This is a genomic window from Natrononativus amylolyticus (genome assembly GCF_024362525.1).
Lineage (GTDB): Archaea > Halobacteriota > Halobacteria > Halobacteriales > Natrialbaceae > Natrononativus > Natrononativus amylolyticus.
On sequence record NZ_CP101458.1, the window covers coordinates 1,039,227 to 1,063,255 of the forward strand.

Here is a 24,029-nt window from a genome sequence, read left to right on the forward strand (position 1 = left end):
TACCAGCCGTCCGTGACTCGCCGTATGCGCGACCGGTTGCTCGACGAACTCGCCCCCGTCCCCCGCCACGAGTTCCTCGTCTACGTCATGGGACCGTACAAGTCGACCGGCCCCGACGAGAACGAGGCGCTGTTCGACCTCCTCGTGACGGTTCGCGACCGTTTGCGGACCGAATCCGGCGTCAACGCCTTCCTCGCGGTCGACCCGGAGATCCCGCTCGAGGAGGTCGACGCCGCCACCCAGAGCATCGCGTTCGCCCGCGCGAGCAACGCGGTCGTCTTCGTGTTGCCCTTCGACGGCGACAATCTGGGCGTCGGCGTCGAGGTCGGCTCGGTGCTCGAGGACATCTACCAGTCCGACGACACGAACCGCGCCGAGCGAATCGTGCTGATCCACGAGGAGGGGGTCCGAAGCGCGATGCTCGGGGGCGTGACCCGGCGCTGGGACGCGACGGTGTACGCGTACGCGGACGCGGACGAACTCCTCCTGCGAGCGAAGGAGTTCGTCGGGAACGTCGTCAGTCGGGAGTCGACCGGCGACCTACCCCGACTCGAGTAGCGATAGTAGTCGTGACCGGGTGTGCACTGACCCCCAACGACTACTCCTGCCAGCTCGGATTCTCCCGCGGCGGGCTGAAGATGTCCACGCCGCGTACAACCTCGTCGCCGCGGTTCTCCGCCGCGTGGGGCTGATCACCCGGGAGTCCGTACGAATCGCCGGGGCCGCAGACGATTTCTTCGCCGTCCGTGAGGAAGGTCAGTTCCCCCTCGTAGATGAACCCGGTCTGCTCGTGGGGGTGGCTGTGCTCGTCGACCCGCGCGCCCGGTTCGATCTCGAAGTGCTGGACGTTCATCGATTCGGTTCCCGCCATCAGGGCCAGGTGGACGCCGTCGGCGGCTTCCGAGGGCTCGAGATCCTCGAGTGCGATCCGTTCCATGGGTCGTGAACGCAGCCGACACACCTAAGAATTGGTGCGGTGGCAACCCCTGCGGTACGTCGGGGCGAGAGACCCACCAGAACTCGGGGTCCCGACCGCCCGACCAGTTCCGGTCCGGTTGCCGAAGGTTAAACTACGAACCGCGCCCAGAGACGGGTATGTACGCAGTCGTCGGCTGCTCTGACTGTGCGAACCTCTGGCTCATCGAGGGGCGCTCCGCGACCACCCAGTGTCCCCGCTGTGGCTCGCGTAGGGCCTATGAGAAGCGAAAGAAGTTCGTCGAGACCGACGACGCCGACCACGCCCGCGAGGTCCGCGCCTCGATGCTCGCCAACCGCCAGGGCCACGGCGATGCGTTCGCGAAGGTGGACTCGTTCGCCGAGCTCGAGTCGCAGGTCGAAGACGGCGTCGTCGACGACGCGGAGTACCTCGAGGCGTCGGGCCTCGACGTCGAGAAAGTCGACGCCGCCGCCGAGCGCGACCCCCGCCAGCCGACCCGGAGCGGGAGCAAGCGGGAGATCGTCGAGGCGGCGCTCGCGGACCTCGAGCGACCCACCGAGGCCGAGGTCGTCGAGTACGCCGGCGAGCGGGGCGTCGACGCGGGCTACGCCGAGGCGGCGCTCGAAAAGCTCGTTCGAAGCGGCGAGGTCAGCGAGAGCGGCGGGCGGTACCGGCGACTGTGAGCGGCCGGCCGGCGACGCGCCCAGCGCCGACAGCGGCACAGTTTTCACCCGGCGACCGAAACATCATTCAGATGGACGAAACGGTGGACGTACAGGGAACGGCGATCGGCCTCGGCGGCCTGCTCGCGCTCGGAGCGTTGCTCTACGGCTCGTTCGTCAGCGAGACGGTGTTCGGCCTCGAGGCGACCACGGCGGCGACGTGGGTGTTCGCCGCCACGTTCCTCGCCGTGGCGCTCCTCCACGGCGCGTACGGCCGCCGCGACCTCGGAGTGGCCCACGGCGGTGCCGCACTCGGCCTCGTGCTCGTCCTCCAGGACACCCCCCTCCTGATGGTGTTCGGACTCGTCGTCCTCGTCGCGGCCGGCTCGTACATCGCGGTCGCCACGCTCAGAGCGCGCGACGCCGATGCGCCGGCACGGGCGGACTAGACGAGCCCCGCCGCGGCCGCGATCGACAGCGCCAGCGTACAGATCGTCAGCAGTAACTCGACCAGCAGCAGGTACTGGTACGCGCGATGCGACTCGAGCGAGGGGTCGGGGCAATCGGACGACATGGGATGGCGCGTCCGCCGGTGCTCGCCGAACGGACGCACCAATGGCTACCGGCCACCGGGTCAAATACCATTGCCAACACCGCGGAGTGAAAGTGAAAGTGGTCGCGCGCTACCGGCCGAGGTCCTCGTGGGCGCTCGCGAGGTGTCTCGAGGCCAGTGCGGCCAGAAGCGAGAGTTCGCCGGCGAGCGCGCCGACGGCGATCACTTCCGCCAGCGCGTCGGCGTTGCTCCCCGCGGGGTCGCCGCCGCCGCGAAGGCCGAGCACCTCGAGCGCCTCGGACTGGGTCGGCAGTTTGGTGCCGCCGCCGACGGTGCCGACCTCGAGTGAGGCCAGCGAGACGCTCGCGTAGAGGTCGCCGGAGCCCGATTCGGCCCCGCCCTCGTCGTCGCCCGCCCCGTCGCGCGGGCGGACGTCCATCGTCGTGATCGCGTTGGCCCCCTCGACGACCTGGGCCTCGTCCTGGCCGGTCGCGAGGAAGGCCGCGCCGACGACGTTCGCGGCGTGGGCGTTGAATCCCAGGCTCCCCGCCTTGGCGCTGCCGATTAGGTTCTTTCGCGTGTTGGCCTCGGCGATCGCCGCCGCGGTCGTGTGGAGGCGCTCCTCGACGATCTCGCCGGGGATCATGACGTCCGCGGTCACCGACCGGCCGCGACCCTCGACGGCGTTGATCGCGGCGGGTTTCTTGTCCGAACAGAGGTTCCCCGAGAGGGCGACCAGGTCCGCGGGCGTCTCGCTCTCGACGACCTCGCAGGCTTTCCCGGTGGCGATGGTGGCCATGTTCATCCCCATCGCGTCCTTGGTGTCGTAGGCGAACCGGAGGTAGACCGAATCGCCGACGACGTAGGGCTCGACGCCCAGCAGTTCGCCGTGGCTCGTCGTTTCCTCTGCGGCCTCGCGCAGGCTCTCGAGGTTCGACTCGACCCACTCGACGGTCTCCGCCGCTTCGGCAACCCCCTGAACGCGGAAGACGGGGGCGCGGGTCATCCCCGACTTCGTGACCCTGGCGTCGGCCCCGCCGGCCGAGCGGATCACCGACAGCCCACGGTTGACGGAGGCGAGCAGGGCACCCTCGGTGGTCGCAAGCGGAAGGTAGTACTCGCCGCTGGCGGCCCCGCCAGCGTTCGCGTCGTCGCCGTCCGCGCCGTCATCCCCGCGTCCGCCGTCGTTGACGACGACCGGCCCGACGACGCCCATCGGCACCTGAGCGGCGCCGATCATGTTCTCGATGGCCGACTCGGCTTCGACGGCGTCGAAGGCGTAGTCGCCGACGGTCTCGAGGCCGGCGTCGGTCTCGTCCTCGAGCAGCCGGCGGCGGGCCGTCGCGGCCGTGTCGTGGTCGGCGTGCTCCTCGAGTTCGTGCAGGCGTAACTCGCCGTCTCGTACCCGGTCGACGAGGGCGTCGGCGTCAGTCATACTCGTGCGGTCACAGCGGCGGTTCCTAAGGGTTGCTGATTCGTGCGCCGGGATCTCGATCCGGTAACGAGCCCGCGGTAACAAACCTATCAGGGTGTTATAAGGTTTCGGAGACAGTACGGGTCGCATGGACTACAAGGACCTGGTCGTCGTCGGCGCCGCGGCGCTGGGCGCGTACGCCGGTGCGGCCGTCGGCGGGCTGGTCGGACTGCTCGCGGGACTGGTCGTCGGCGCCGGCGTCAGCGCCGTGTGGGCCTACGAGTCCGACGTTCGAGAGTACGAGCGACGACTCGAGAGCACAGAGCGCGAGTGAGTCGGCCGCGGTCACGCGGCGCGGACGGCACGCCGTACTCGAATCCGCAGGCCAGCACCGCCACCGCCGACCCGCTTTCCCAACGATTTTGGCGCTCGCCCGCGCGCTCTCTCGCATGACCGAAGCCGCCGACCGCCTGCTCGTAAACGCGGAGGTCCACACGCTCGCCGATCCGGACGATACCGCCGAAGCCGTCGCCGTCCGCGACGGCGAGATCGTCCGCGTCGACCGCGACTACGAGATCGAGTTCCTCGAGGGCGTCGAGACCGACGTCATCGACTGTGAGGGACGGGTCGTCCTGCCGGGCTTTATCGACGCCCACACGCACATGGAGAACCTGGGGCAGTACCTCGTCCACGCGGACCTCTCGAGCGTCGACGGGCCCGAGGGGGCCGTCGACGCTCTCCGCGAACAAGCCGAAAGCGATCGCGAGTGGCTCCTCGGGTTCGGCTACGACGAGAGCGAGTGGGACGAAAATCGGTATCTGACCCGCGAAGATCTCGACCGTGTGAGCGAGGACCGGCCCGTGGTCGCCATGCGCGTCGACATGCACACCGCCTCGCTGAACTCGGTCGCACTCGAGCGCCTGCTCGAGGCGATGCCGGATCACGACGTCGAAACGGCGGGCGGCGAGCCGACTGGCGTGGTCGTCGAGGAGGCGACCGAGGCGGTCTGGAACGCCGTCGAACCCGACTACGCGGAAACCCGCGAACTCGTCACCGCGGCGATCGACCACGCGACGAGTCTGGGGGTGACGGGCGTCCACGACAAGGTCCGCGAGTCCCACGCCCCGCGGGTGTACCGCGACCTCGAGGCCGAGGGCGACCTCGATATTCGAGTGCGGCTGGATTACTGGGCGGACCACCTCGAGAGCGTCCTCGACGTCGGTCTCGCGACCGATGCCGGCAGCGAGTTCGTCCGAACGGGGGCGATCAAGTCCTTCACCGACGGGAGCTTCGGCGGCCGGACGGCGAAGCTGTTCGAGGCGTACGCGGACGCCCCGCAGGCCGCGGACGGCGGAGACAACGGAGGCGACGACGGCCGCGGTCAGTGGGTCGTCGACCCCGACGAACTCGCCGAGATCGCGGGGACGGCGACCGCGGCGGACTTGCAGCTCACGGTCCACGCCATCGGCGACGAAGCGATCGAGGAGACGGTCGCCGTCTTCGAGGAGACGCCGAACCTCGAGTCCGCGCGCCACCGGGTCGAACACGCCGAACTCGCGACCGACGAGGGGATCGAGCGGATGGCCGAGGGCGGGATCGTCGCCTCAGTGCAGCCGAACTTCCACCAGTGGGCCCAGGAGGGGGGCCTCTACGACCAGCGCCTCGGAACCGAGCGCAGCGCGCGGACGAACCGGCTGCGGACGCTGCTCGAGGCGGGCGTCCCGCTCGCGTTCGGCTCGGACTGCATGCCGCTGGACCCGCTGCTCGGGATTCACTACGCCGTCACCGCGCCAACCGAGGCCCAGCGGCTCTCGGTGACGGAGGCGCTCCGGGCCTACACGCACGGGGCGGCCTACGCCGGCTTCGACGAGGATCGGCTGGGCACCGTCGAAGTGGGGAAGAAGGCGGATCTGGTGGTGCTCGAGGAGTCGCCCTGGGAGGCGGATCGAATCGACGAGATCGACGTCGCGCTGACGCTGGTCGACGGTGAAGTCGTCTACGACGGCCGATAGTCGCCCGACAGGCTTTGTTGAACTGGTTGTAGATTGGTAGGAAAGTTGTGCTGAATACTGCGGATGGGTCTTGTTTAGACAGTCGAGTTCGGAAAGGGTGACGCCTCTGAATCTAGTGTCGGGTCATGAAATCCGCGGTCCGAAACATCGAACGGGCCATCGAGGATTCAACCCCCTGAATTCAGGCGTCTAAGCAGGGCCCTGAGGATGAATGCAGCAAACGGACTTCGTCTGTTCCAGTTGAACTGCGCTGAATCAACCGAGCAGCAGACCTGCATATTAACGAGTGGGCGGTCAACTGGGTCAACTCTCGTGGAGCTGTGCGGGAATCTCGTGGGTCGACGCCCACTCGAGCAGCGGTTCCAATACAGCCTGGAGTTCGTGCCCGCGGTCGGTGAGTTCGTACTCGACGCGCTGGGGCACCTCGTCGTACTGCGTTCTCGTCGCCAGCCCCTCGTCGACGAGTTCGTGTAGTCTGTTCGAGAGCGTCGAACTGCTCGCCTCGGGGAGGTGGGCCTCGAGGGTCGCAAACCGCATCGGGCCGTGAGAGTCGATGACGCTGATCGTTTCGAGCGCGTACTTGTTCGCGAGGAGTTCGAGCGTGCCGATGAGCGGCTCGTAGTAGGTGATTTCCGGCTCGTCACAGCCACACCCGCATCCAGTAGAGTCCATACAGTGATTCAGAGCGGCCGGAAGTATACCTGTTTTCCACCCGTCGCTTTGGCAACGCGAAGCGGCTGTCGGCTCCCGAACCGACTGTCGACCGGAGGACTCGATCCTATAACCCGGTCCGCAGTCGATCAGCAGTGGATGACAGACGATTCGGTTCACTCGAACGAACCGACTGAGACGAGCCCGTCGAACGAGGACGCCATCTCGGGCCCGAATCACGACGTGTCGTTCCGCGAGGCGTTCTGGGTCTGGGTACAGGTCGCCGCCTACAGCTTCGGCGGTCCCGCCGGACAGATCGGCGTGATGCACAAACTGCTCGTCTCACAGAAGCGCTGGATCAGCGAACGTCGCTTCCTCCACGCGATGAACTACACGATGTTGCTCCCAGGACCGGAAGCACAACAGCTCGCGACGTACATCGGCTGGCTGTTGCACAAAACAAAAGGCGGGATCGTCGCTGGAACGCTGTTTATCCTCCCCGGATTCGTCTCGATCCTCGTACTCAGCATCCTCTACGCGGAGTTCAGGGAGGTGACGACTGTCGAGGCAATCTTTTTCGGTCTTCAGGCTGCCGTCCTCGCAATCGTCGTCGAGGCCCTGCTCAGAATTGGCTCTCGAGCGCTGGCAAACGCGGCGATGGTCGCCATCGCCGCGGGGGCGTTCATCGGAATCTTCGTCTTCGACATCCTGTTCCCGATCATCATTCTCGCCGCGGGGCTCGTCGGTTTCTTCGGTCATCGGTACGCCCCGGAGGTGTTCACCGTCATCACGGGCCACGGCTCCAATGATGACGAGGATTACGAAGGAGCAGAAGCGGTTGAAACGCTCGACAAGGAGAGTGAATCGATCCTGGACGATCAGGGCGAACCAGTCGCCAGCGACGAGAGCGAAACCGAGACCGTCATCTCGGACGAAATCGTCGCAGACCACGAACGACCCTCGACGTGGCGGGCCGTTCGCGTCGCCGCCTTCTGGGGGTCGCTCTGGTTCGGCCCGTTGGTGGGCCTCTACCTCGTCCTTGGCGCCGGCCACATCTTCACGCAGGAAGGGATCTTCTTCAGCCAGGTGGCGGTCGTCACCTTCGGCGGCGCGTACGCCGTGCTCGCCTATATCGCACAGGAGGCCGTCGCGACCTACGGCTGGCTCGAGCCGGGCGAGATGATCGACGGCCTGGGGATGGCCGAGACGACGCCCGGCCCGCTCGTGCAGGTCGTCCAGTTCGTCGGCTTCATGGGTGCCTACAGAAATCCGGGGATGCTCGATCCGCTCGTCGCCGGCATCCTGGGTTCGGTCGTCGTCACCTGGGTGACGTTCGTTCCCTGCTTCCTCTTCATCTTCCTCGGCGCGCCGTATATCGAGTATCTCCGCGGAAAAGAATCACTAACGGCAGCCCTGTCGGGGATCACCGCCGCCGTCGTCGGTATTATTCTCAACCTCGCCGCCTGGTTCGGCCTGCACGTCCTCTTCGAGGATCACTGGACGTACGACGGGTACGGGATGGACCTCCTCGTTCCCTTCTTCGAGACGCTCGACGTCGCTGCACTGGTAATCGTCGTCGGCTCGTTCGTACTGATCTTTCGGTTCAAGCAGGGAATGCTCCGAACGCTCGCCATGGCGATGGCCGCTGGGCTGTTCTACCATCTCGTGTTGCTCGCGTGATCGGACGTCTCCCCCGGACTCACGGGATTTCCCGTCTGCGCTCGTACGATCGGTCTCCCTCTCCGCGTGTAACCGATCGATTCCCACTTCCCGCTCGAGCGAGCCAGTGTCTGTATCGACAATGACACCGACTCCAACACTCGAGACGCGAACTCTCGGGCGAGTCGTCGACGGCGACCGCATCCTCGAGGACGTCTCAGTGTCGATCCCCGAATCGACCGTTCTGGTCGTCGTCGGTCCGTCGGGAGCCGGGAAGTCGTCGTTCCTCAGGCTGCTCAACCGCCTCGACGAGCCCACCGAGGGGACGGTGTTGCTCGATGGGGAGGACTACCGGGACTTGCCCCCGAGAGATCTCCGTAAACGCGTCGGGCTCGTTCCGCAGGACCCCGCGCTCGTCCCTGGAACCGTCTTCGAGAACGTCGCTCGCGGCCCGCTGCTCAGAGACGAGGCGATCGACGAGACGCACCTCGCGGAACTGCTCGAGCGCCTCGGACTTACCGGCTACGAGGGCCGCGACGTCGAAGAGCTCTCGGGCGGCGAGAAACAGCGCGTCGCGATCGCCCGTACCCTGCTGAACGACCCCGACGTCCTCTTACTCGACGAACCGACCTCCCACCTCGATTCGACGGCGGAAGCGCGCGTAGAGGCGCTTCTCGTCGAGCTCATTCGTGAGCTCGATCTCACCGTCGTGATGGTCACTCACGACGAGGATCAGGCGCGACGGATGGGTGACCGCGTTCTGGTCCTTCGGGACGGGCGCGTCGACCGCGTCGGTCCGGTCGACGAGGTGTTGGCCTGATGGATGCCGTCCTCGCGGAGTTCCTCGAGCAGTTCGCCGATCCCGTGCTCCTCACGGGGCTCGCACAGGTCGCCGTCGCGGCCGTCCTCGCCGCGCTCGTGGTCGGCCTCTCTCACCTTCGCGGGCTGACCCTCGAGCGCGAACTCGGCGTCGCCCTCGTCCGGGGGTTGGTCCAGATCGTCGCCATGGGATCGATCGTCGGCGTGTTGCTGACGGTGGACTTCGTCTGGAGCGGCGTCATTCTGCTGGGCATGATGATCGGCGCGACGTGGATTTCGAAGAACCGCGGCGAAGGGTTGCCGGGCGTCGTCCGGGTGTCGTTCTTTGCGATCGTCTTCGGATCGGGGCTCGTGATCGTCACGATGACGCTCGCCGGCGCGATCGAGGCGACGGTTCGAAACCTCGTCCCCGTCGGAAGTATGATCATCGCGAACGCGATGCAGATCAACTCGCTCGCCCTGGATCGGTTCAAAAGCGAAATCGCATCGAACCGGGCGGAGATCGAAGCGGGACTGGCGCTCGGTGCACCGCCAACGGCCGTCATCTCTCGGCACGTCGAGACGGGGGTCCAGGCGTCGCTTATCCCGGTGATCGACTCACTGAAGAGTCTGGGATGGGTCTGGATTCCGGGGATCATGGCCGGGATGATCCTCGCGGGCGAAAACCCGATCTACGCTGCACTCTATCAGTTCGTCATCATGGCGATGATCTTCGCCGCCGGCGGGTTGACGAGTATGACCAGCAGCCTGTTAATCGGGAAGTACGTCTTCACCGACGCCGAACAGTTGCGCCGCGTCGAGACGGACTCGAGTAGTTGACCCTCTGTCACAGGTGACGTGTGACATCGCTCTCCTGTACTGAACGTTCGGCCCACCGCGTTGATTGCGCTCAGACTCGTGCCACATTCGCGCTTTCTATTCCGCACGGTCACAGACACATGTTACCAATCTATTATTTCCAACAGTACCGCCCGACTCGAGTCCCCCTCGGCTCAAACAGCCTCTCGCTCCGACTCGATCCGCTCGACGTACGCCTCGGTAATTTTCTCGAGGATCGCCTCCCCCGCCTCGGCGGTCCCCTCCCGCGGATCGCCGAGCACGCCGTTCTCCGAGATCGCGTCGAAGCCGTCGCTGAGCAGCCGCGTCACCGAGACCGGTCCCTCGTGGCCGACCTCGAGTTCGTCGGTGCGGACGAGCCCCTCGTTCACCGCGAGAACGATCGCCGTCTCGACGGCCCCCGCGTGGACCACCGGCTCCTCGTACTCCACGCCGGCTTCGGCCATCGCCTCGTTCATCAGCCCCATCTTCTCCTCTAAGTCGGTGAGTGCGATCACGGTCGCGTCGATCTCGCGGGCGATTTCGGGGACCACGGTGTCGACCGGTGCGAAGTTCCCGCCGTGAGTCGGCACGAGGACGATGTGCTCGAAGCCGTGTTCGTCGAGGGATCGACAGTAGGCGCGAATCAGGTCCATCAGCGTCTCGGCGGGAATCGTGATCGTCCCGGGAAAGGCCATGTGGTGGCCCGAACAACCGGGCCGGATCGTCGGCGCGGCCACCGCGTCGCCGAGTTCTGCGGCGATCCGGCGGGCGAGCTCGTCGCCCGCGAGGGTGTCCATGATCAGCGGGAGGTGGGGGCCGTGCTGTTCGACCGAGCCGACGCCGACGACCGCCGTTTTCGTCCCCTCTTCGAGGGCCGCCTCGACCTCCGGCCAGGTGTACGTCTCGAGTTCCACGTTCTCCGGGTTCGAGTTCGCCATACCCCGTGGTCTCGCTCCCGCTCAAAGGCGTTTATGCTCGCGGCCATCCCCTCGAGCGAACCAACGACTTTGACCCGGGCGGCCGTACCCGGTGTATGACCTGTCCGTACCTCGAGTACCGCGACGCCGGCGACGGGAAGACCTTCGACGTCGCCCGGGCCTACTGTACCGCCGCCGGGGAGTTCGTCCAGCCGATGCGCGCCGACATCTGCAACGACCGGTTCGCCCTCGAGCACACCCGAGACTGTGAAATCTACCTGGCCCACGAGGGCGGGAGGGCGGAAGCCGACGGCCGGGGCGACGGCGGGGGAGCGTAGATGGCCTACGAGGACTACCTCGCCGGTGAGCCCGTCATCATCACCGCGGCGCTCACCGGCGGCGTTCACGGGAAAGAGGCGAACCCAAACCTGCCGGAGACGCCGACGGAGATCGGTCGGGCCGCCGCGAAGGCCGAGGCCGCTGGCGCCGCCGTCGTCCACCTCCATGCTCGGAAAGACACCGGCGAGCGCGCCTTCTCGACCGAGCGGTTCCAGGAGGTCACCGACGCGGTCCGCGACCGCACCGACGACGTGATAATCCAGCACTCGACCGGCGGGACGGGGGCGCCGCTCGAGGCCCGCCGCCACCCCCTCTACACCGACCCCGCGCCGGAGATGGCCTCGCTGGATATGGGGCCGCTCAACCGCTACGACCACCTGACGAGCGAAAACACACGCGGGATGGTTGATGACCTGTACGACGAAATGGTGGAGCGGGGGATCAAACCCGAACTCGAGGTGTTCAACGACGGCCACCTGAACGAAGTGCTGGGACTGCTCGACCGGCGCGACCTCGCCGATCCGGTCTACGCGACGCTGATCTTCGGCGGCGGCACGCTCTCGCCGTCACACCCGCGGAACCTGCTCAACGCGGTCGAGAACCTGCCCGAGAACGCGCTTTTCAACACCCTTGGGTTCGGTCCGCATCAGCTGCCGCTGACGACGATAGGGCTGGTATTGGGCGGCCACGTCCGTGTAGGCCTCGAAGACAACGTCTACTACCGGCGGGGTGAACCCGCCGAAAGCAACGCCCAGCTCGTCGAGCGGACGGCCCGGATTGCGGCGGAACTCGGTCGGGAGGTGGCAGCGCCGTCGCAGGCCAGGGAGATCCTCGGCCTGTGAGTCACTCGAGGGCGACCCGTTCTCCACTCTCGGCGGACTCGTAGGCGGCCTCGATAGCGCGAAGATCGGTGACGCCGTCTTCGCCGTCGGGTTCCGGTTCGGTGTCGGTCAGCACGCAGTAGCCGAAGTAATCGAACTCCTCACGCACTTCGTCGGTCGGCGCGCCGGTGTACTCCATGCGCATGTCGCCGCTCTCGATCACCATGTCGTGGGGGACGACCCCGCCGAACGGCGAGGCGATCCGGATCATCCCGTCGGTGCCGACGAGTTCGAGCTGGCTGTTCGCGTGGGCGTCGAAACTCGCCGTACACGAAGCGGTCGCGCCGGTCGGGTACTCGAGTTGGAAGGCGACGTGTTCGTCGACGCGGTCGAACGGCGGGCCGCTCGAGTGCGTCCCAGCGTACACCGAAACCGAATCGCACTCGAGTAAGAACCGAATCGTGTTCAGCGGGTAGACGCCGAGGTCGACCAGCGCACCGCCGCCGGCGAGATCGGGGTCGAGACGCCACGAGTCGGCGTCGGCGTACTCGAGCAGCGGATTCGAAAAGCCACCGTGGACCTGAACGACGTCACCGATCAGCCCGTCTTGAACCATCTCGCGGGTCCGGCGTACCGTCGGCTCCGTCTGCAGCCGGTAGGCGGTCATCAGCGTGACGCCGGCGTCCTCGCAGGCGTCGATCACCTCCCGTGCCCGGTCGACGGTGATCTCGAGGGGTTTCTCGCAGATGACGTGTTTTCCCCGGCCGGCCGCGTTCGTGGCGTATCTTCCGTGGAGAGCATTGGGTGCGGCGATGTACACCGCATCGTAGCAATCGCCGCACTCTCCATCGAGAAAGGCGTCGTAGTCGATGACGTAGTCGACGTCGAACGTCGCGGCGGTCCGGTTCGCTCGTTCGGGAGAGCCGCTGACCAGCACGGTCGTCTCGCAGTACGACCCCGCCCGAATGCCGGGGAGCGCTCGATCACGGGCGAAGCCGCCGACGCCGACGACGGCGAGTCGGATCCGCTCGTCGATCGACTCCCGCTGCCAGTCTCGCCGTGTGAAGTTCCTGAAGTAGTCCTCGAGTGCCATGTGCGTTCTACGACAGGAACTGGCTAAGTTCCCCGTTCGGTCGTTTCGGACGATCAGCCTGCCGTGAAGATCGGGGAAGTCATCGGACGGCGTCCGAAGTCATCCGGCGAACCAGCTCAAGGAGTGAAGATAAAATCTTTTCAATGATTGGTAGTGAACGTATACTATCACAGGTATCGGAAATGGTCAAGATGGAAACTTCGGAGCTGGAAACCGATCTGAGTCTGTTCAAGTACGACCACCTCGAGCAGTTACCACCGAGGTATCGGGAACTCGATGAAGCCGAGCGAACGGAACGCATCGAGACCGCGCTCGAGGAACTGGGCGACGACGTGGTGATCCTGGGTCACAACTACCAGCGTCGGGAAATCGTCGAGCACGCGGATTTCGTCGGTGACTCCTACCAGCTCTCGAAAGAGGCTGCGAACGCCGAGGCCGAGTACGTGATCTTCGGCGGCGTGACGTTCATGGCCGAGTCCGCGGACATCATCACGGACGACGACCAGACCGTGATCCTCCCGAGTATGGAGGCGTCGTGTCCGATGGCGGGGATGGCCGAGGCCTTACAGGTCGACGCCGCCTGGGCGGAGATCACCGCGGCCGCACCCGATGCCGAGATCATCCCGATCACGTACATGAACTCCTACGCCGACCTGAAGGCGTTCTGCGCCGAACAGGGCGGGCTGGTCTGTACCTCCTCGAACGCCCACCGCGCCTTCGAGTGGGCGTTCGAGCGCGGCGACAAAGTGCTCTTTTTGCCCGACAAACACCTCGGCGAGAACACCGCCCACCGGCTGGGAATGGACGACCGGATCGCGACGTGGGACCCGTGGGATCCCGACGGGAAGGATCCCGAGGCAGTCGCCGAGAGCGACATCATCCTCTGGGACGGCTACTGCCAGGTCCACGAGCGGTTCCGGGTCGACCACGTCAAGGCGGTTCGCGAGGAGAATCCGGACGCGAAGGTGATCGTCCACCCAGAGTGTCGCCGCGAGGTCGTCGAAGCCGCCGACAGGGCGGGCTCGACCGCCGACATCTGCCGGACGGTAGAGGAGGCAGCCCCCGGCGAGACCTGGGCGATCGGCACCGAGATCCACCTCACCGAGCACCTCGCGCGCTGGCACCCCGAGGTGAACGTGCTTCCCCTCTGTGGGGACGCCTGCATGGACTGTAACGCGATGCGCCAGATCGACCCGAACTACCTCACCTGGGTGCTCGAGGAACTCGCCGCCGGCCGCGAGCGCAACGTCATCGAGGTCGCCCCCGGCGAGAAGGAACTCGCGAAAGTCGCCCTCGAGCGGATGCTGGAGGTCTGAGATGGTCGGCGACGACACCACAACTACACCAGAGGACGGGGAAACCGCCGACGTGCTCGTCGTCGGCTCGGGTATCGCCGGCTGTGCGGCGGCCCTGGCGGCCGCCCGCGGGGGTTCGGACGTGCTCGTGCTCACCAAGGCCGCCCGGCCCGACGGCGCGAGCACCGACTGGGCCCAGGGCGGCATCTCGACCACACGAGACGACCCGGCTTCGCTGAAACGGGACGTCCTCGCGGCCAGCGATCACACCGCAGACCCCGAGGCCGTCGACACCCTCGTCGAAAACGCCGACGAGGCGGTCGAAGACGTGCTGCTCGAGACCCTCGAGATCGGCTTCGACGCCGACGGCGACGAGTTCGACTACGCCAGGGAAGCCGCCCACTCCGAGTCGCGAATCCTCCACGTCGACGCGGCGACGGGCACGCACATTCTGCGCCCGTTCCTCAGCCATCTCGACGCCCACGAGCGCGTCGAAATCCGTGAGGACACGGCCGCACTCGAGCTACTCACTCACGAGGGGCGCGTCCACGGCGTTCTCACTGACGAGACCGCCGGCGGCCACCCGATCTACGCGGGCGCGACGGTGCTCGCGACCGGCGGCATCGGCGGGCTCTACAGCCGCTCGACGAACCCCGAGGGCGCGACCGGCGACGGCATCGCGATGGCTGCGCTGGCCGGCGCGGACGTGGCCGACCTCGAGTACGTGCAGTTTCACCCGACGGCCTACGCAGGGAGCGACGCCCGGGGTGACAAATCCCCGGCGCGGGACGAGACGTTCTTGCTCTCGGAGGCGCTGCGCGGTGAGGGCGCGTTGCTTCGAAACGCCCGCGGCGAGCGGTTCATGCCCAACTACCACGCGGACGCCGAACTCGCACCGCGGGACGTCGTCGCCCGCGCCGTAAGCGACGAACGCGAGGCCACCGGCGAGGTCGTCCTCGACGTGCGCCCGATCGCGTTCGAAGACGAGTTCCCCGCGCTCGCCGAGAAATGTCGCGACCGTGGGCTCGAGGGCGACGAAATTCCGGTCGCACCCTGTGAACACTTCCTCTGTGGCGGCGTCGCCGTCGACGACCGGGGGCGGACGAGCCTGGACCGGCTGTACGCCGTCGGCGAGTGCTCTCGAACGGGGGTCCACGGCGCGAACCGGTTGGCGAGTACGAGCTTGCTCGAGGGACTCGTCTGGGGGCTCCGGGCGGGCGAGGACGCCGCGAGCGCCGGCGAACCGGACCCCGTCGAGACGCCCGGCCTGCTGAACAGCGATCCGGACCTGCCCGCGCGCTTCGCCGCGGAGAAGTTCGTCCGGCTTCGACGGACCATGGACGAGTACCTCGGACTCCGGCGCGACCCCGACGACGTCGCCCGCGCCGGGGCCGTCCTCCGGCGGCTCAAAGGCGAGGTCGACGCCTACACCCGGACTCGCACGTCCCGTAGCCTCTACGAGCTCCGAAACGCCTGCGTGACGGCGCTGCTGATCGCTCGCGCGGCGAGCGAGAACCCCGACTCGAGGGGCTGTCACTACGTCGTCGCGGAGGACCGCACCCCAACCGAGGCAGAGCCGAGGGCCGACGACTGATGCTCACGACCACCCAGATCGAGCGCTGGCTGTCCGAGGACGTCGGTCACCACGACGTGACGAACCAGGTGCCCGGCGAGACGACCGGCCGCCTCGTCGCAAAGGAGACAGGAACCGCGGCGGGTCTCGAGGCCGCAACAGCCGTCTTCGACTACCTCGGAGCCGACGTACTCGAGGCGGTCGACGGCGGCACCCGCGTCGACCCCGGCGACGAACTACTCGTCCTCGAGGGGCCCGCACGCACCCTTCTGCGCGGGGAACGCGTCGCCGTCAATCTCGTCGGCCACGCCTCGGGGGTCGCAACGAGTACCGCCGAGGCCGTCGCGGCCGCCCGCGCGGAGCGCGACGAGGTGCGGATCGCAGCAACGCGAAAGACCACGCCCGGCCTGCGGGGCATAGAGAAACGCGCCGTCGTCGCGGGCGGCGGCGACACCCACCGGCTCGATCTCTCACACATGGTGATGGTGAAGGACAACCACGTCGCCGAGATGGGTCTCGAGGGGGCGATCTCGCACTTCCGCGAGCGGGTTTCCTTCGCGACGAAGATCGAAGTCGAGGTGGAGTCCGTCGCGGACGCGCCGCAGGCCGCAGCGGCGGGGGCCGATATCGTCATGCTCGACAACATGGCGCCCGCGGCGGTTCGGGAAGCCGTGGCGGCGCTCGAGGAAGCGGGCCACGAGGACGTGTTAACGGAAGCGAGTGGGGGGATCGGGCTCGAGGCGGTTCCGGAGTACGCGGCGACGGGCGTCGACGTCATCTCGATGGGATCGCTCACCCACTCGGCGCCGTCGCTCGACGTTTCGCTGTACACGGGCGAGCCCTAAGCCGACTCGAGAGCGGAGTTACAGCGGTTTCTCCATCGAGACGAAATCGTACGGCCGTTCCGGCCGCTCGTGGCGTTTCGTCCGCTCGTACCCCCGCTGTTCGTACCACTCGAGCAGGAACGGGTGGTCGTCGAACGTCGTGAGCTGAATACAGTCGTACTCCTTCTCGCGGGCGACCGCTTCGATTCGATCCATCAACCGCCTGCCGACGCCCGATCCCTGCCTGTCGGGGTCGACCGCCAGCCGCTCGAGGTACGGCTCATCGCGCTCGTAAAGCAGGCGAACCGTCCCGATCAGCCGCTCGTCGTCGAGGGCGACGAGCGTCGTCGAGTCGTTCGCGAGCCACTCTCCGACCGTTTCCGCGTCGATTTCGGTCATCCGCGAGGGAAAGCCGAGCGCGGCGGCGCTCTCGTAGGCACCGCGGTAGAGGGCGGCGATGTCGAGGGCGTCCCCGGACGTTGCGGGACGGATCCGTATTTCGGCGGTCACGGTCTTTCGGTTCGAAGCCGTCGAGAAAAACCCCGACGGTTCCCGCCCGAGCGAGGTTGCACCTGCGGGTGTTCCCATTTTTCAACTCGGGATAGTAGCACGCCCGCATGACCGACCAGCTACCACTGACGCCGGAATCGGGCTGGAACGCGCTCTTTCTCGACGGAGCGTGGATCGACGCCGGCGAGCGGGAGACGATCGGCGTCGAGAATCCCTACACGCGCGAGGAGATCGCGACCGTGCCCGCGGGGACGGCAGACGACGTCGACGCGGCCTACGAGAGCGCCGCCGAGGCACAGTCCGAGTGGGCGACCCAGCCACCCCAGCGGCGGGCCAGTATCGTCAACTCGGCGCTCGAGTCCCTCGGCGAGCACTGGGAGGAGGTCCTCGAGTTGCTCGCCCTCGAGTCCGGAAGCACGCGCGTCAAGGGCGTCGCCGAACTCCAGACCGCGAAAGGGATGATGCAGCAGGCGGCGAGCTACCCGTTCCGGATGGCCGGCGAGCACGACGACTCGATCGTTCCCGGGAAAGAGAACGTCGTCGAGCGGGTTCCGGTCGGCGTCGTGGGCGTCATCTCGCCGTGGAACTTCCCGTTTCACCTCTCGATGCGTGCCGTCGCCCCCGCGATCGCCGCCGGTAACGCCGTCGTCCTCAAACCCGCATCGAACACGCCGATAACCGGGGGACTCCTGCTCGCAAAGATCTTCGAGGAGGCGGGGCTCCCCGACGGCGTCCTCAACGTCGTCACCGGCAACGGCTCCGACGTCGGCGACGCCGTCGCGGGCCACGAAACCCCGCGCGTGCTGGCGTTTACGGGCTCGACGGAGATCGGCCAGCAGGTCGCGAAGCAGGCCGCTGGGAACTGCGCGCTGCCGGCGCTCGAACTCGGCGGCAACAACGTCCACGTCGTTACCGAAAACGCCGACGTAGAGCGCGCCGTCGACGGCGGCGTCTTCGGCTCGTTTCTGCACTCCGGGCAGGCCTGCATCTCGATCAACCGCCACCTCGTTCACGAGTCGCTGTACGACGGCTACGTGAGTACGCTCGCCGACCGCGCCGAGTCGCTCCCGGCGGGCGATCCGACCGACGAGGAGACGGTCATCGGTCCGATCATCGACGAGGCCCAGCGCGATCAGATCCTCGAGTACGTCGAGGAGACCGTCGACGCGGGTGCGACCCTCGAGACCGGCGGCGACCACGACGGTCTCGTGATCGAACCGACGGTGCTCTCGGGCGTGGACAACGAGATGGCCGCCGCTTGCAACGAGCACTTCGGTCCCGTCGCACCGGTGATCCCCTACTCGAGCGACGAGGAGGCGATCGAACTGGCGAACGACACGATCCACGGCCTCTCCGGCTCCGTGCACTCGGAAGACCTCGAACAGGCCCGTCGGATCGCCGACGGCATCGAAACGGGGATGGTCCACATCAACGACCAGCCGCTCAACGACGAGCCCCACGTCGCCTTCGGTGGAACGAAACAGTCCGGCCTCGGTCGGTACAACGCCGAGGAGATCCTCGAGGAACTCACGACGACGAAGTGGATCTCGGTCCAGCGCGAGCCCCGGGAGTACCCGTTCTGATCGGTCGCAGCCCGGTTTCGCGGCGGATTCACTCGAAAAACGAGAGCAGGCGACTCCAGCCCCAGATGACGAGGCCGATCAGGGCGACGGCGAACAGGCCGTAGAGCGGAAGCGAGTCCGCCGCCGGCCCTCCGGGAGGAACGACGACCTCGAGGACGCTCGTCCAGTAGAGCACGGCGAGGGCGATCACCACCGCCAGCGAACCGACCGCGACGGCCGCGGCCAGTCGGTTCTCGCCGATTCGCGACGGGGTGCGACTCGAATCGTCCATCTCACTCGAGAGAGGAGGCCCAGGTCGATAACGAGTGGACCTGCACACTCGAGGTCTACGGTACTGCGTGAGAGTACGGGGCGAGGGAAGGGATTTGAACCGCGTCCGAGAATCTGCTCGCTACGCTCGCAGAACCTCGGCCTCATTCACATCCCTCCGTCTCGCAGCTACCGCTCACGTGTGTTCGCGGTAGCATGCGAGGGAAGGGATTTGAACCCTCGGACCCCTACGGGAGCGGGTCTTAAGCCCACCGCCGTTGGCCTGCTTGGCTACCCTCGCACAGAATGCACTCGAGGGTAGCCACCCCGTGGGGTTGTGCGTTTCGGTGTCGCTCGGCTACCAGTCGACGCTCAACGTCCCGTCGCCGTGTGGGTTCGGTGCGATCTCCTCGTCGGTTCGGCGGTCGACGACGTGAATACAGCCCTGATCTTTCTTCGCCGGGCAGACCTCCGCCGCGCGGACGTTCTCCTCGAGTTCGTCCTCGCCGATGAAGTAGGAGTTCGCACGCGCGAGGCCGGTCCCGAGATCCATCTCCCAGTTGTCGGCGACCTCCGCGCACTTGCCAGCGCCGAAGCACTTGTTCGCCTCGAAGATGATCTTGTACGGTTTCTCCTCGACCGGCGGCGCGTCGCTACCGCTCGAGCCGACGTCGCTCGGCCGCTGAATGCCGTCACTCATCGTTCGACTATCGGTCTCGACCGCTCTTTCACGTTACGGTCCTCGAGACGAGGTGAACGGCGGCGACGCCGTTTCGGATTCGATGGTGGTGTGTCTCGTCGACTGCCGTCCGGCAGTTCGCCGCCGAGCGCCGGTCGCCGTTCGAAACGACGACCGCGAAGAGTCGTTGCCTCCGACCGACCTGCGTGTGCGGTCGGCGTGTGGTTGCCTACCCAGACTCTCGTCCCCGTAGACGAAGCGAATCCGCGCGTAGCCGACCCCCATCGGCTCTCGCGTTCCCTCCGCCCCTGACTCGTGTCAGGTGATGGTACTGTTTACGATACCACCCTATGAAGATTTCTATCGCGATCGGCCGCGAAAGAGCGGGCCAGCGGCGTTACTCGTCCCGGTGGACGGTGACCGACTCGAGGACGACGTCCTCCGTCGGGCGGTCGTTCGGCCCGGTCTCGACGGAGCCGATCTCGCGGACGACGTCCATCCCGTCGACCACTTCGCCGAAGACCGAGTGGCGACCGTCGAGGTGGGGCGTCGCGTCGAGGGTGATGAAGAACTGCGAGCCGTTCGTGTTCGGCCCGGAGTTGGCCATCGAAAGGATGCCCTCACTGTCGTGGGTGAGTTCGTCGTGGAACTCGTCGTCGAACTGGTAGCCGGGGCCGCCGCGGCCGGTTCCGGTCGGGTCCCCGCCCTGGATCATGAAGCCCTCGATGACGCGGTGGAAGAGCACGTCGTCGTACAGCGGCTCGTCGGTGATGCGGTCGCCGGACTCGGGATCGGTCCACTCGCGCTCGCCCGTCGCGAGCCCGATGAAGTTGCCGACCGTCCGCGGCGCGCGCTCTTCGAACAGTTCGACCTCGATGTCGCCCTCGCTGGTGTGCAGGGTGGCAGTCGGATTACCCATAGGGTGGCCGACGAGGAGGGACGTGAAAACGATGGTGGTCTCTCCCGTCGCCGGCGGGCGCGACGGTCGATCCGGTGACGAGCTGCCGCCTGCCGGGGTTTCATTAGCGGGCCTGTCGAACCCCAGAGACGACAATGTCACCATCGGGAACGCACACCGCAGAGGACCTCGAGCTCGCCCGGCTGCCCTCGGGCGTCTCGATCTCGACGACGGTTCACACCTACGACGGGGGCGAGGACGGCCCGGCGCTGTACGTCCAGGCCGCCCAGCACGGCCGCGAGGTAAACGGCACCGAAGTGCTCCGGCGCTTTCACGACCGGCTCCCGCTCGAGTCGCTTTCCGGCACCGTGATCGCCGTCCCCGTCGCGGATCCGCTCACCTTCGATCACGTCTCCTACACCACCCCGGAGATCATCGACAGCGTCAACCCGAACATGAACCGCGTCTGGCCCGGCGACGACGGCGGGAGTCTCCACGAGCGGATGGCTGCCGCGCTCTGGGAGTACGTCGAGGGCGCCGACGCGCTGGTCGACCTCCACACCGGCAGCCCCGACATGTGGCCCCACGTCGTCTTCCTCGAGGGCGACGCCGACTCGCGGGGCCTCGCCGAGGCGTTCGGCACCGACCTGCTGCTCTCGGAGGAGGCCAACGACGACGCCCCCGAGGAGTGGCACAGGCGCAGCTTCGACGGCAAGCTTCGGGTGGCCGCCGCAACGGAGGGGATTCCGTCGATCACGCCCGAACTCGCCTACAACAAGCAGATCGTCGAGGACGTCGTCGAGGAGGGCGTCGACGGCCTGCTCGACGTGCTTCGCCACCTCGAGATGCTCCCCGGCGAGGTGACGACGCGCGAACAGACGCTCGCGCGCAACCACCTCGGGAAGGTCACGGCGAGAGAGTCGGGGCTGTTCCGGGCGAACCCCGACCTCGAGATGGGGCAGTTCGTCCCCGAAGGACTCCACGTCGGCACCGTCTACCACCCGACGACGTACGAACCGCTCCACGAAGCCGAGACGGACCGCGAGGGGATCCTCTACGCGCTCACCCAGGAGGCGACCGTGACGGCGGGCGCCAAACTGGCGAGCGTCGCGTTGGTCCGCGAGGAGTAACGAAAAAACGGCCTCAGAACGCTCGGAGTTCCTCGAGCACCGCTTCGGCGCTCCCGTCGGTAATGACCTCGCGAGCGCGCTCGAGACCCGCCTCCAGGCTGTCGACATCGCGGTTGACGTACATCCGGAACGCGCCGTTGAGCGCGATGGCGTCGGCGAAGCCGTCCTCGCGCTCGTCCGCGAGGACGGCCTCGGTGATCGCCGCCGAATCGGCCTCGAGGTCGTCGACTGCGAGGTCCTCGCTCTCGAGATCCATGCCGAACTCGGCGGTTTCGATCTCGTAGTCCTCGAAGGACTCGGGGGACCACTCGGCGACCTTCGTATAGCCCGGCCGGATGTCGTCGTACCCCTCCATCCCCTGGAACATGACGACCCGCGAGAACGGCAACTGCTCGCTCTCGGCGACGAGGTCGCTCACCTTCTTCGCGAACGCGAGGTGGTAGAAGGAGCCGAGGTGAACGTCGGCGTTCGCCGGGTTCGCCACCGTCTCGATGGTGTTGACGAACGTCCGGACCCCCATCTGGTCGCGCCGGTCCCACAGCGCGTGGATGCCGGGGTTGAAATTGGGCTGGTAGTAGAACCCGAATCCGGTCTCGTCGACCATGTCGGCCGATTCGTCGGGCTCGAGGTCGGTCCGGACGCCGAGTTCGTCTAAGACGTGCTTGTACGCACACGCCTTCTGGGTGGGGACCCGGTCGCCGGAGTGGGTGACGACCGGCGTGCCGGCGGCGGCGGCGACCAGTCCTGCGCCGACGCCGAGGACCGCCGTGGTGTGCTTGCCGTCGTAGTTCGCCCCGCAGTCGACGGGGTCGCAGTCGGGTTCCGCGGTGATCACCGACTCCTCGCGCATCACGTCGGCGTACGCCGCCAGCTCCTCGGCGTTGTTGCGCTTCCAGCGGTTCGCGAGCCAGAACGCCCCCAGCGTGGTGTGATCCGGTTCCCCCGCCAGAATGCGTTGGAACGCTTCGCGGGCCTGCTCGCGGGTCATGTCGTCGGCGGACTTGTGTCCCGAGCCGACGACCTCCGTCATCAGGCGTTTCAGCGGCCACTCGCCGAACTCCTGGGTTGCCTGCGCCATGAGCGGGGGTTGGGTCGGCGGGCGCAAAAGCGTCCCGTTTCCGGCGGCGCTGGCGACTCGAGACGTCGTCGACAACCGTCCGCGACGGACCCGAAAGCGATTCCTTCCGCCTCTCCCTACTGCCCCCCAATGAGCAGCCTGTCGGGCGACTGGCGCGAGGGGATCGACGATATCGACGCCGCGATCATCGACGGCTACCAGAGCGGCTTCCCGATCGAAGAACGCCCGTTCCGAACCGTGGGTGACGAGCTGGGAGTCAGCGAGGACGAGGCGTTCGATCGCGTCATGACGTTACGCGAGAACGGCGTCTTCCGGCGCTTCGGCGCCGTCCTCAACCCGCCGGTGATCGGCTCCTCGACGCTGGCCGCCGTCCAGGCCCCCGATGACCGGTTCGAGGAGATCGCCGAGGTGATCAACGGCTACCGGCAGGTCAATCACAACTACCGGCGCGACCACGAGTGGAACATGTGGTTCGTCGTCACCGCCGGTTCGCGCGATACGCGCGACCGAATTCTCGAGGAGATCGAGGACCAGACCGGCTGTGACGTCCTCGTCCTGCCGATGCTCACGGATTACTACATCGACCTCGAGTTTCCGGTCGTCAACGCCGACCGATTTGCGAGAGAATCCCTCGAGGCCGACACCGACGCCTCCGCCACCCGCATCAGCGAGGACGCCGCGGGCGACCTCTCCGAATTCGACGCCGAACTACTGCTCGAGATCCAGGACGGGTTTCCGCTCACGAAGACACCCTACCGCGACCTCGCGGAGGGCCTCGGTGCAGACGCGAGCGAGGTGCTCGAGGCGATCTCCCGACTGCAGGGCGACGGCTGCATCAAGCGCATCGGCTGTATCGTCAACCACGTCGTGACCGGCTTCGACGCCAACTGTATGGTCGTCTGGGACGTTCCCGACGACCGCCTCGACGAGTGGGGCGAGCGGGCGGGCTCGCTGCCGTACGTCACCCTCTGCTATCACCGACCGCGCCGACCCGACCAGGAGTGGCCGTACAACCTCTTTACGATGATCCACGGGCGCGACCCGGAGACAGTCGACGAAAAGATCGACGAACTGGCCGCCGACTACCTGCCCGTTGCACACGAGCGGCTCTACTCGACGGAGACGCTGAAACAGACCGGCGCGCGCTACGACGAGATCGTCGGCGGCGAGTAACGGACGGCGAAGGAACGCAGTGACGAAACCGCCGCGTGAGAAACAGACAGGGAGATCGAACGCTCGCTCGGTTACCGGCCGAGAACGTACAGCATCGGACCGATGACGATCAGTCCGACGCCGATCAGTCGATACATGATGTTGTCGCCGGTCATCGACACCGGCGCCAGCAGGAAGATCGTTCCGAACAGTATGACGTTGAGGCCGAGGATCTTCATCGACTTCAGCGGCAGCGATCCCAGGACCGCGAGCACGAGTCCGCCGAGCAGGATGTGCCCCAGGTGCATCTCGAGTAGAATGTTGTCGATCGTCTGGAGAGGTACCTCGATCATTCCTGTACG

At 66.7% G+C, this 24,029-nt stretch carries 28 protein-coding genes and 1 tRNA gene; 16 read left to right on the plus strand and 13 right to left on the minus strand.

Annotated features, from left to right (window positions below; translation table 11 throughout):
- The first annotated feature begins 24 nt into the window (after nt 1–24).
- Complete coding sequence (locus tag NMQ11_RS05355; RefSeq protein ID WP_255170377.1) at nt 25–558, plus strand: DUF7509 family protein; 534 nt, start codon at nt 25–27, stop codon at nt 556–558.
- Between the two features lie 40 nt (nt 559–598).
- Here NMQ11_RS05355 and NMQ11_RS05360 read toward each other — a convergent pair whose 3' ends face one another.
- The gene (locus NMQ11_RS05360; protein ID WP_255170378.1) at nt 599–937 is read right to left on the minus strand and encodes a cupin domain-containing protein; all 339 of its coding nucleotides are present in this window, start codon (nt 935–937) and stop codon (nt 599–601) included.
- Between the two features lie 158 nt (nt 938–1,095).
- Between NMQ11_RS05360 and NMQ11_RS05365 the strand changes: the two genes are divergently transcribed.
- Nucleotides 1,096–1,620 carry a DUF5817 domain-containing protein gene (locus tag NMQ11_RS05365; RefSeq protein WP_255170379.1) on the plus strand — a complete coding sequence of 175 codons (525 nt, stop codon included), beginning with the start codon at nt 1,096–1,098 and terminating at the stop codon, nt 1,618–1,620.
- 71 nt (nt 1,621–1,691) lie between these two features.
- Nucleotides 1,692–2,048, plus strand: a complete 357-nt coding sequence (locus NMQ11_RS05370; RefSeq protein ID WP_255170380.1) for a hypothetical protein — start codon at nt 1,692–1,694, stop codon at nt 2,046–2,048.
- Here the strand turns inward: NMQ11_RS05370 and NMQ11_RS05375 are convergent.
- On the minus strand, nt 2,045–2,173 hold the full coding sequence (locus tag NMQ11_RS05375) for a hypothetical protein (RefSeq protein WP_255170381.1): 129 nt from the start codon (nt 2,171–2,173) through the stop codon (nt 2,045–2,047). The two genes, NMQ11_RS05370 and NMQ11_RS05375, sit on opposite strands and share 4 nt — an antisense overlap.
- Before the next feature lie 109 nt (nt 2,174–2,282).
- Nucleotides 2,283–3,587: a hydroxymethylglutaryl-CoA reductase gene (locus NMQ11_RS05380; protein WP_255170382.1), complete on the minus strand. Its 1,305-nt coding sequence runs from the start codon at nt 3,585–3,587 to the stop codon at nt 2,283–2,285.
- Nucleotides 3,588–3,714: 127 nt separating this feature from the next.
- Here NMQ11_RS05380 and NMQ11_RS05385 point away from each other — a divergent pair, with 127 nt between their 5' ends.
- Entirely contained in the window at nt 3,715–3,900 is a 186-nt protein-coding gene (locus NMQ11_RS05385; protein ID WP_255170383.1) for a hypothetical protein, read from the plus strand.
- Nucleotides 3,901–4,015: 115 nt separating this feature from the next.
- Nucleotides 4,016–5,578 carry an amidohydrolase gene (locus NMQ11_RS05390; protein ID WP_255170384.1) on the plus strand — a complete coding sequence of 521 codons (1,563 nt, stop codon included), beginning with the start codon at nt 4,016–4,018 and terminating at the stop codon, nt 5,576–5,578.
- Nucleotides 5,579–5,881: 303 nt separating this feature from the next.
- On the opposite strand, the gene NMQ11_RS05395 is transcribed toward NMQ11_RS05390, so the two are convergent.
- Complete coding sequence (locus NMQ11_RS05395; RefSeq protein ID WP_255170385.1) at nt 5,882–6,250, minus strand: winged helix-turn-helix transcriptional regulator; 369 nt, start codon at nt 6,248–6,250, stop codon at nt 5,882–5,884.
- Nucleotides 6,251–6,388: 138 nt separating this feature from the next.
- On the opposite strand from NMQ11_RS05395, the gene NMQ11_RS05400 reads away from it, so the two are divergent.
- From NMQ11_RS05400 to NMQ11_RS05410, 3 genes are all read left to right on the plus strand, one after another.
- Nucleotides 6,389–7,909: a chromate transporter gene (locus NMQ11_RS05400; protein WP_255170386.1), complete on the plus strand. Its 1,521-nt coding sequence runs from the start codon at nt 6,389–6,391 to the stop codon at nt 7,907–7,909.
- 121 nt (nt 7,910–8,030) lie between these two features.
- Complete coding sequence (locus NMQ11_RS05405; protein WP_255170387.1) at nt 8,031–8,708, plus strand: ABC transporter ATP-binding protein; 678 nt, start codon at nt 8,031–8,033, stop codon at nt 8,706–8,708.
- Nucleotides 8,708–9,526 carry an ABC transporter permease gene (locus NMQ11_RS05410; protein ID WP_255170388.1) on the plus strand — a complete coding sequence of 273 codons (819 nt, stop codon included), beginning with the start codon at nt 8,708–8,710 and terminating at the stop codon, nt 9,524–9,526. Before NMQ11_RS05405 ends, NMQ11_RS05410 begins: the two co-directional genes overlap by 1 nt.
- Before the next feature lie 173 nt (nt 9,527–9,699).
- Here the strand turns inward: NMQ11_RS05410 and NMQ11_RS05415 are convergent, their stop codons facing one another.
- A complete protein-coding gene (locus NMQ11_RS05415; protein ID WP_255170389.1) occupies nt 9,700–10,464 on the minus strand; it encodes a creatininase family protein in 765 nt (254 codons plus the stop codon).
- Nucleotides 10,465–10,559: 95 nt separating this feature from the next.
- On the opposite strand from NMQ11_RS05415, the gene NMQ11_RS05420 reads away from it, so the two are divergent.
- Nucleotides 10,560–10,781 (plus strand): hypothetical protein, encoded by a 222-nt coding sequence (locus tag NMQ11_RS05420; RefSeq protein WP_255170390.1) that lies wholly within the window; start codon nt 10,560–10,562, stop codon nt 10,779–10,781.
- Nucleotides 10,782–11,624: a beta-keto acid cleavage family enzyme gene (locus NMQ11_RS05425; RefSeq protein WP_255170391.1), complete on the plus strand. Its 843-nt coding sequence runs from the start codon at nt 10,782–10,784 to the stop codon at nt 11,622–11,624.
- A gap of 1 nt (nt 11,625) precedes the next feature.
- On the opposite strand, the gene gfo6 is transcribed toward NMQ11_RS05425, so the two are convergent.
- A complete protein-coding gene (gfo6, locus tag NMQ11_RS05430; RefSeq protein ID WP_255170392.1) occupies nt 11,626–12,696 on the minus strand; it encodes a D-xylose 1-dehydrogenase Gfo6 in 1,071 nt (356 codons plus the stop codon).
- Nucleotides 12,697–12,878: 182 nt separating this feature from the next.
- Between gfo6 and nadA the strand changes: the two genes are divergently transcribed.
- The 3 genes from nadA to nadC are packed head-to-tail and all read left to right on the plus strand — an operon-like array spanning nt 12,879 to nt 16,409.
- On the plus strand, nt 12,879–14,012 hold the full coding sequence (nadA, locus tag NMQ11_RS05435; protein WP_255170393.1) for a quinolinate synthase NadA: 1,134 nt from the start codon (nt 12,879–12,881) through the stop codon (nt 14,010–14,012).
- A 1-nt stretch (nt 14,013) separates the two neighbouring features.
- Complete coding sequence (locus tag NMQ11_RS05440; RefSeq protein ID WP_255170394.1) at nt 14,014–15,585, plus strand: L-aspartate oxidase; 1,572 nt, start codon at nt 14,014–14,016, stop codon at nt 15,583–15,585.
- Complete coding sequence (gene nadC, locus NMQ11_RS05445) at nt 15,585–16,409, plus strand: carboxylating nicotinate-nucleotide diphosphorylase (RefSeq protein WP_255170395.1); 825 nt, start codon at nt 15,585–15,587, stop codon at nt 16,407–16,409. The genes NMQ11_RS05440 and nadC overlap by 1 nt, the downstream gene beginning before the upstream one ends.
- 18 nt (nt 16,410–16,427) lie before the next feature.
- Here nadC and NMQ11_RS05450 read toward each other — a convergent pair whose 3' ends face one another.
- The gene (locus tag NMQ11_RS05450; protein WP_255170396.1) at nt 16,428–16,898 is read right to left on the minus strand and encodes a GNAT family N-acetyltransferase; all 471 of its coding nucleotides are present in this window, start codon (nt 16,896–16,898) and stop codon (nt 16,428–16,430) included.
- Between the two features lie 107 nt (nt 16,899–17,005).
- Between NMQ11_RS05450 and NMQ11_RS05455 the strand changes: the two genes are divergently transcribed.
- On the plus strand, nt 17,006–18,481 hold the full coding sequence (locus tag NMQ11_RS05455) for an aldehyde dehydrogenase family protein (RefSeq protein WP_255170397.1): 1,476 nt from the start codon (nt 17,006–17,008) through the stop codon (nt 18,479–18,481).
- A 28-nt stretch (nt 18,482–18,509) separates the two neighbouring features.
- Here NMQ11_RS05455 and NMQ11_RS05460 read toward each other — a convergent pair whose 3' ends face one another.
- The 4 genes from NMQ11_RS05460 to NMQ11_RS05475 form a co-directional block, all read right to left on the minus strand.
- Nucleotides 18,510–18,752, minus strand: coding sequence for a hypothetical protein (locus NMQ11_RS05460; protein ID WP_255170398.1), 243 nt, complete (start codon nt 18,750–18,752; stop codon nt 18,510–18,512).
- Between the two features lie 195 nt (nt 18,753–18,947).
- Nucleotides 18,948–19,031 (minus strand) — tRNA-Leu (locus NMQ11_RS05465).
- A 57-nt stretch (nt 19,032–19,088) separates the two neighbouring features.
- Nucleotides 19,089–19,430 carry a ferredoxin gene (locus tag NMQ11_RS05470; protein ID WP_255170399.1) on the minus strand — a complete coding sequence of 114 codons (342 nt, stop codon included), beginning with the start codon at nt 19,428–19,430 and terminating at the stop codon, nt 19,089–19,091.
- Nucleotides 19,431–19,806: 376 nt separating this feature from the next.
- On the minus strand, nt 19,807–20,328 hold the full coding sequence (locus tag NMQ11_RS05475) for a peptidylprolyl isomerase (protein ID WP_255170400.1): 522 nt from the start codon (nt 20,326–20,328) through the stop codon (nt 19,807–19,809).
- 134 nt (nt 20,329–20,462) lie between these two features.
- On the opposite strand from NMQ11_RS05475, the gene NMQ11_RS05480 reads away from it, so the two are divergent.
- Nucleotides 20,463–21,437: a succinylglutamate desuccinylase/aspartoacylase family protein gene (locus NMQ11_RS05480; RefSeq protein WP_255170401.1), complete on the plus strand. Its 975-nt coding sequence runs from the start codon at nt 20,463–20,465 to the stop codon at nt 21,435–21,437.
- 13 nt (nt 21,438–21,450) lie between these two features.
- Here NMQ11_RS05480 and NMQ11_RS05485 read toward each other — a convergent pair whose 3' ends face one another.
- Nucleotides 21,451–22,515 (minus strand): anthranilate phosphoribosyltransferase, encoded by a 1,065-nt coding sequence (locus NMQ11_RS05485; RefSeq protein WP_255170402.1) that lies wholly within the window; start codon nt 22,513–22,515, stop codon nt 21,451–21,453.
- A gap of 129 nt (nt 22,516–22,644) precedes the next feature.
- Between NMQ11_RS05485 and ahbB the strand changes: the two genes are divergently transcribed.
- On the plus strand, nt 22,645–23,688 hold the full coding sequence (ahbB, locus tag NMQ11_RS05490; RefSeq protein ID WP_255170403.1) for a siroheme decarboxylase subunit beta: 1,044 nt from the start codon (nt 22,645–22,647) through the stop codon (nt 23,686–23,688).
- Nucleotides 23,689–23,759: 71 nt separating this feature from the next.
- Here the strand turns inward: ahbB and NMQ11_RS05495 are convergent, their stop codons facing one another.
- Nucleotides 23,760–24,020 (minus strand): DUF8006 family protein, encoded by a 261-nt coding sequence (locus tag NMQ11_RS05495; RefSeq protein ID WP_255170404.1) that lies wholly within the window; start codon nt 24,018–24,020, stop codon nt 23,760–23,762.
- Nucleotides 24,021–24,029 lie beyond the last annotated feature (9 nt).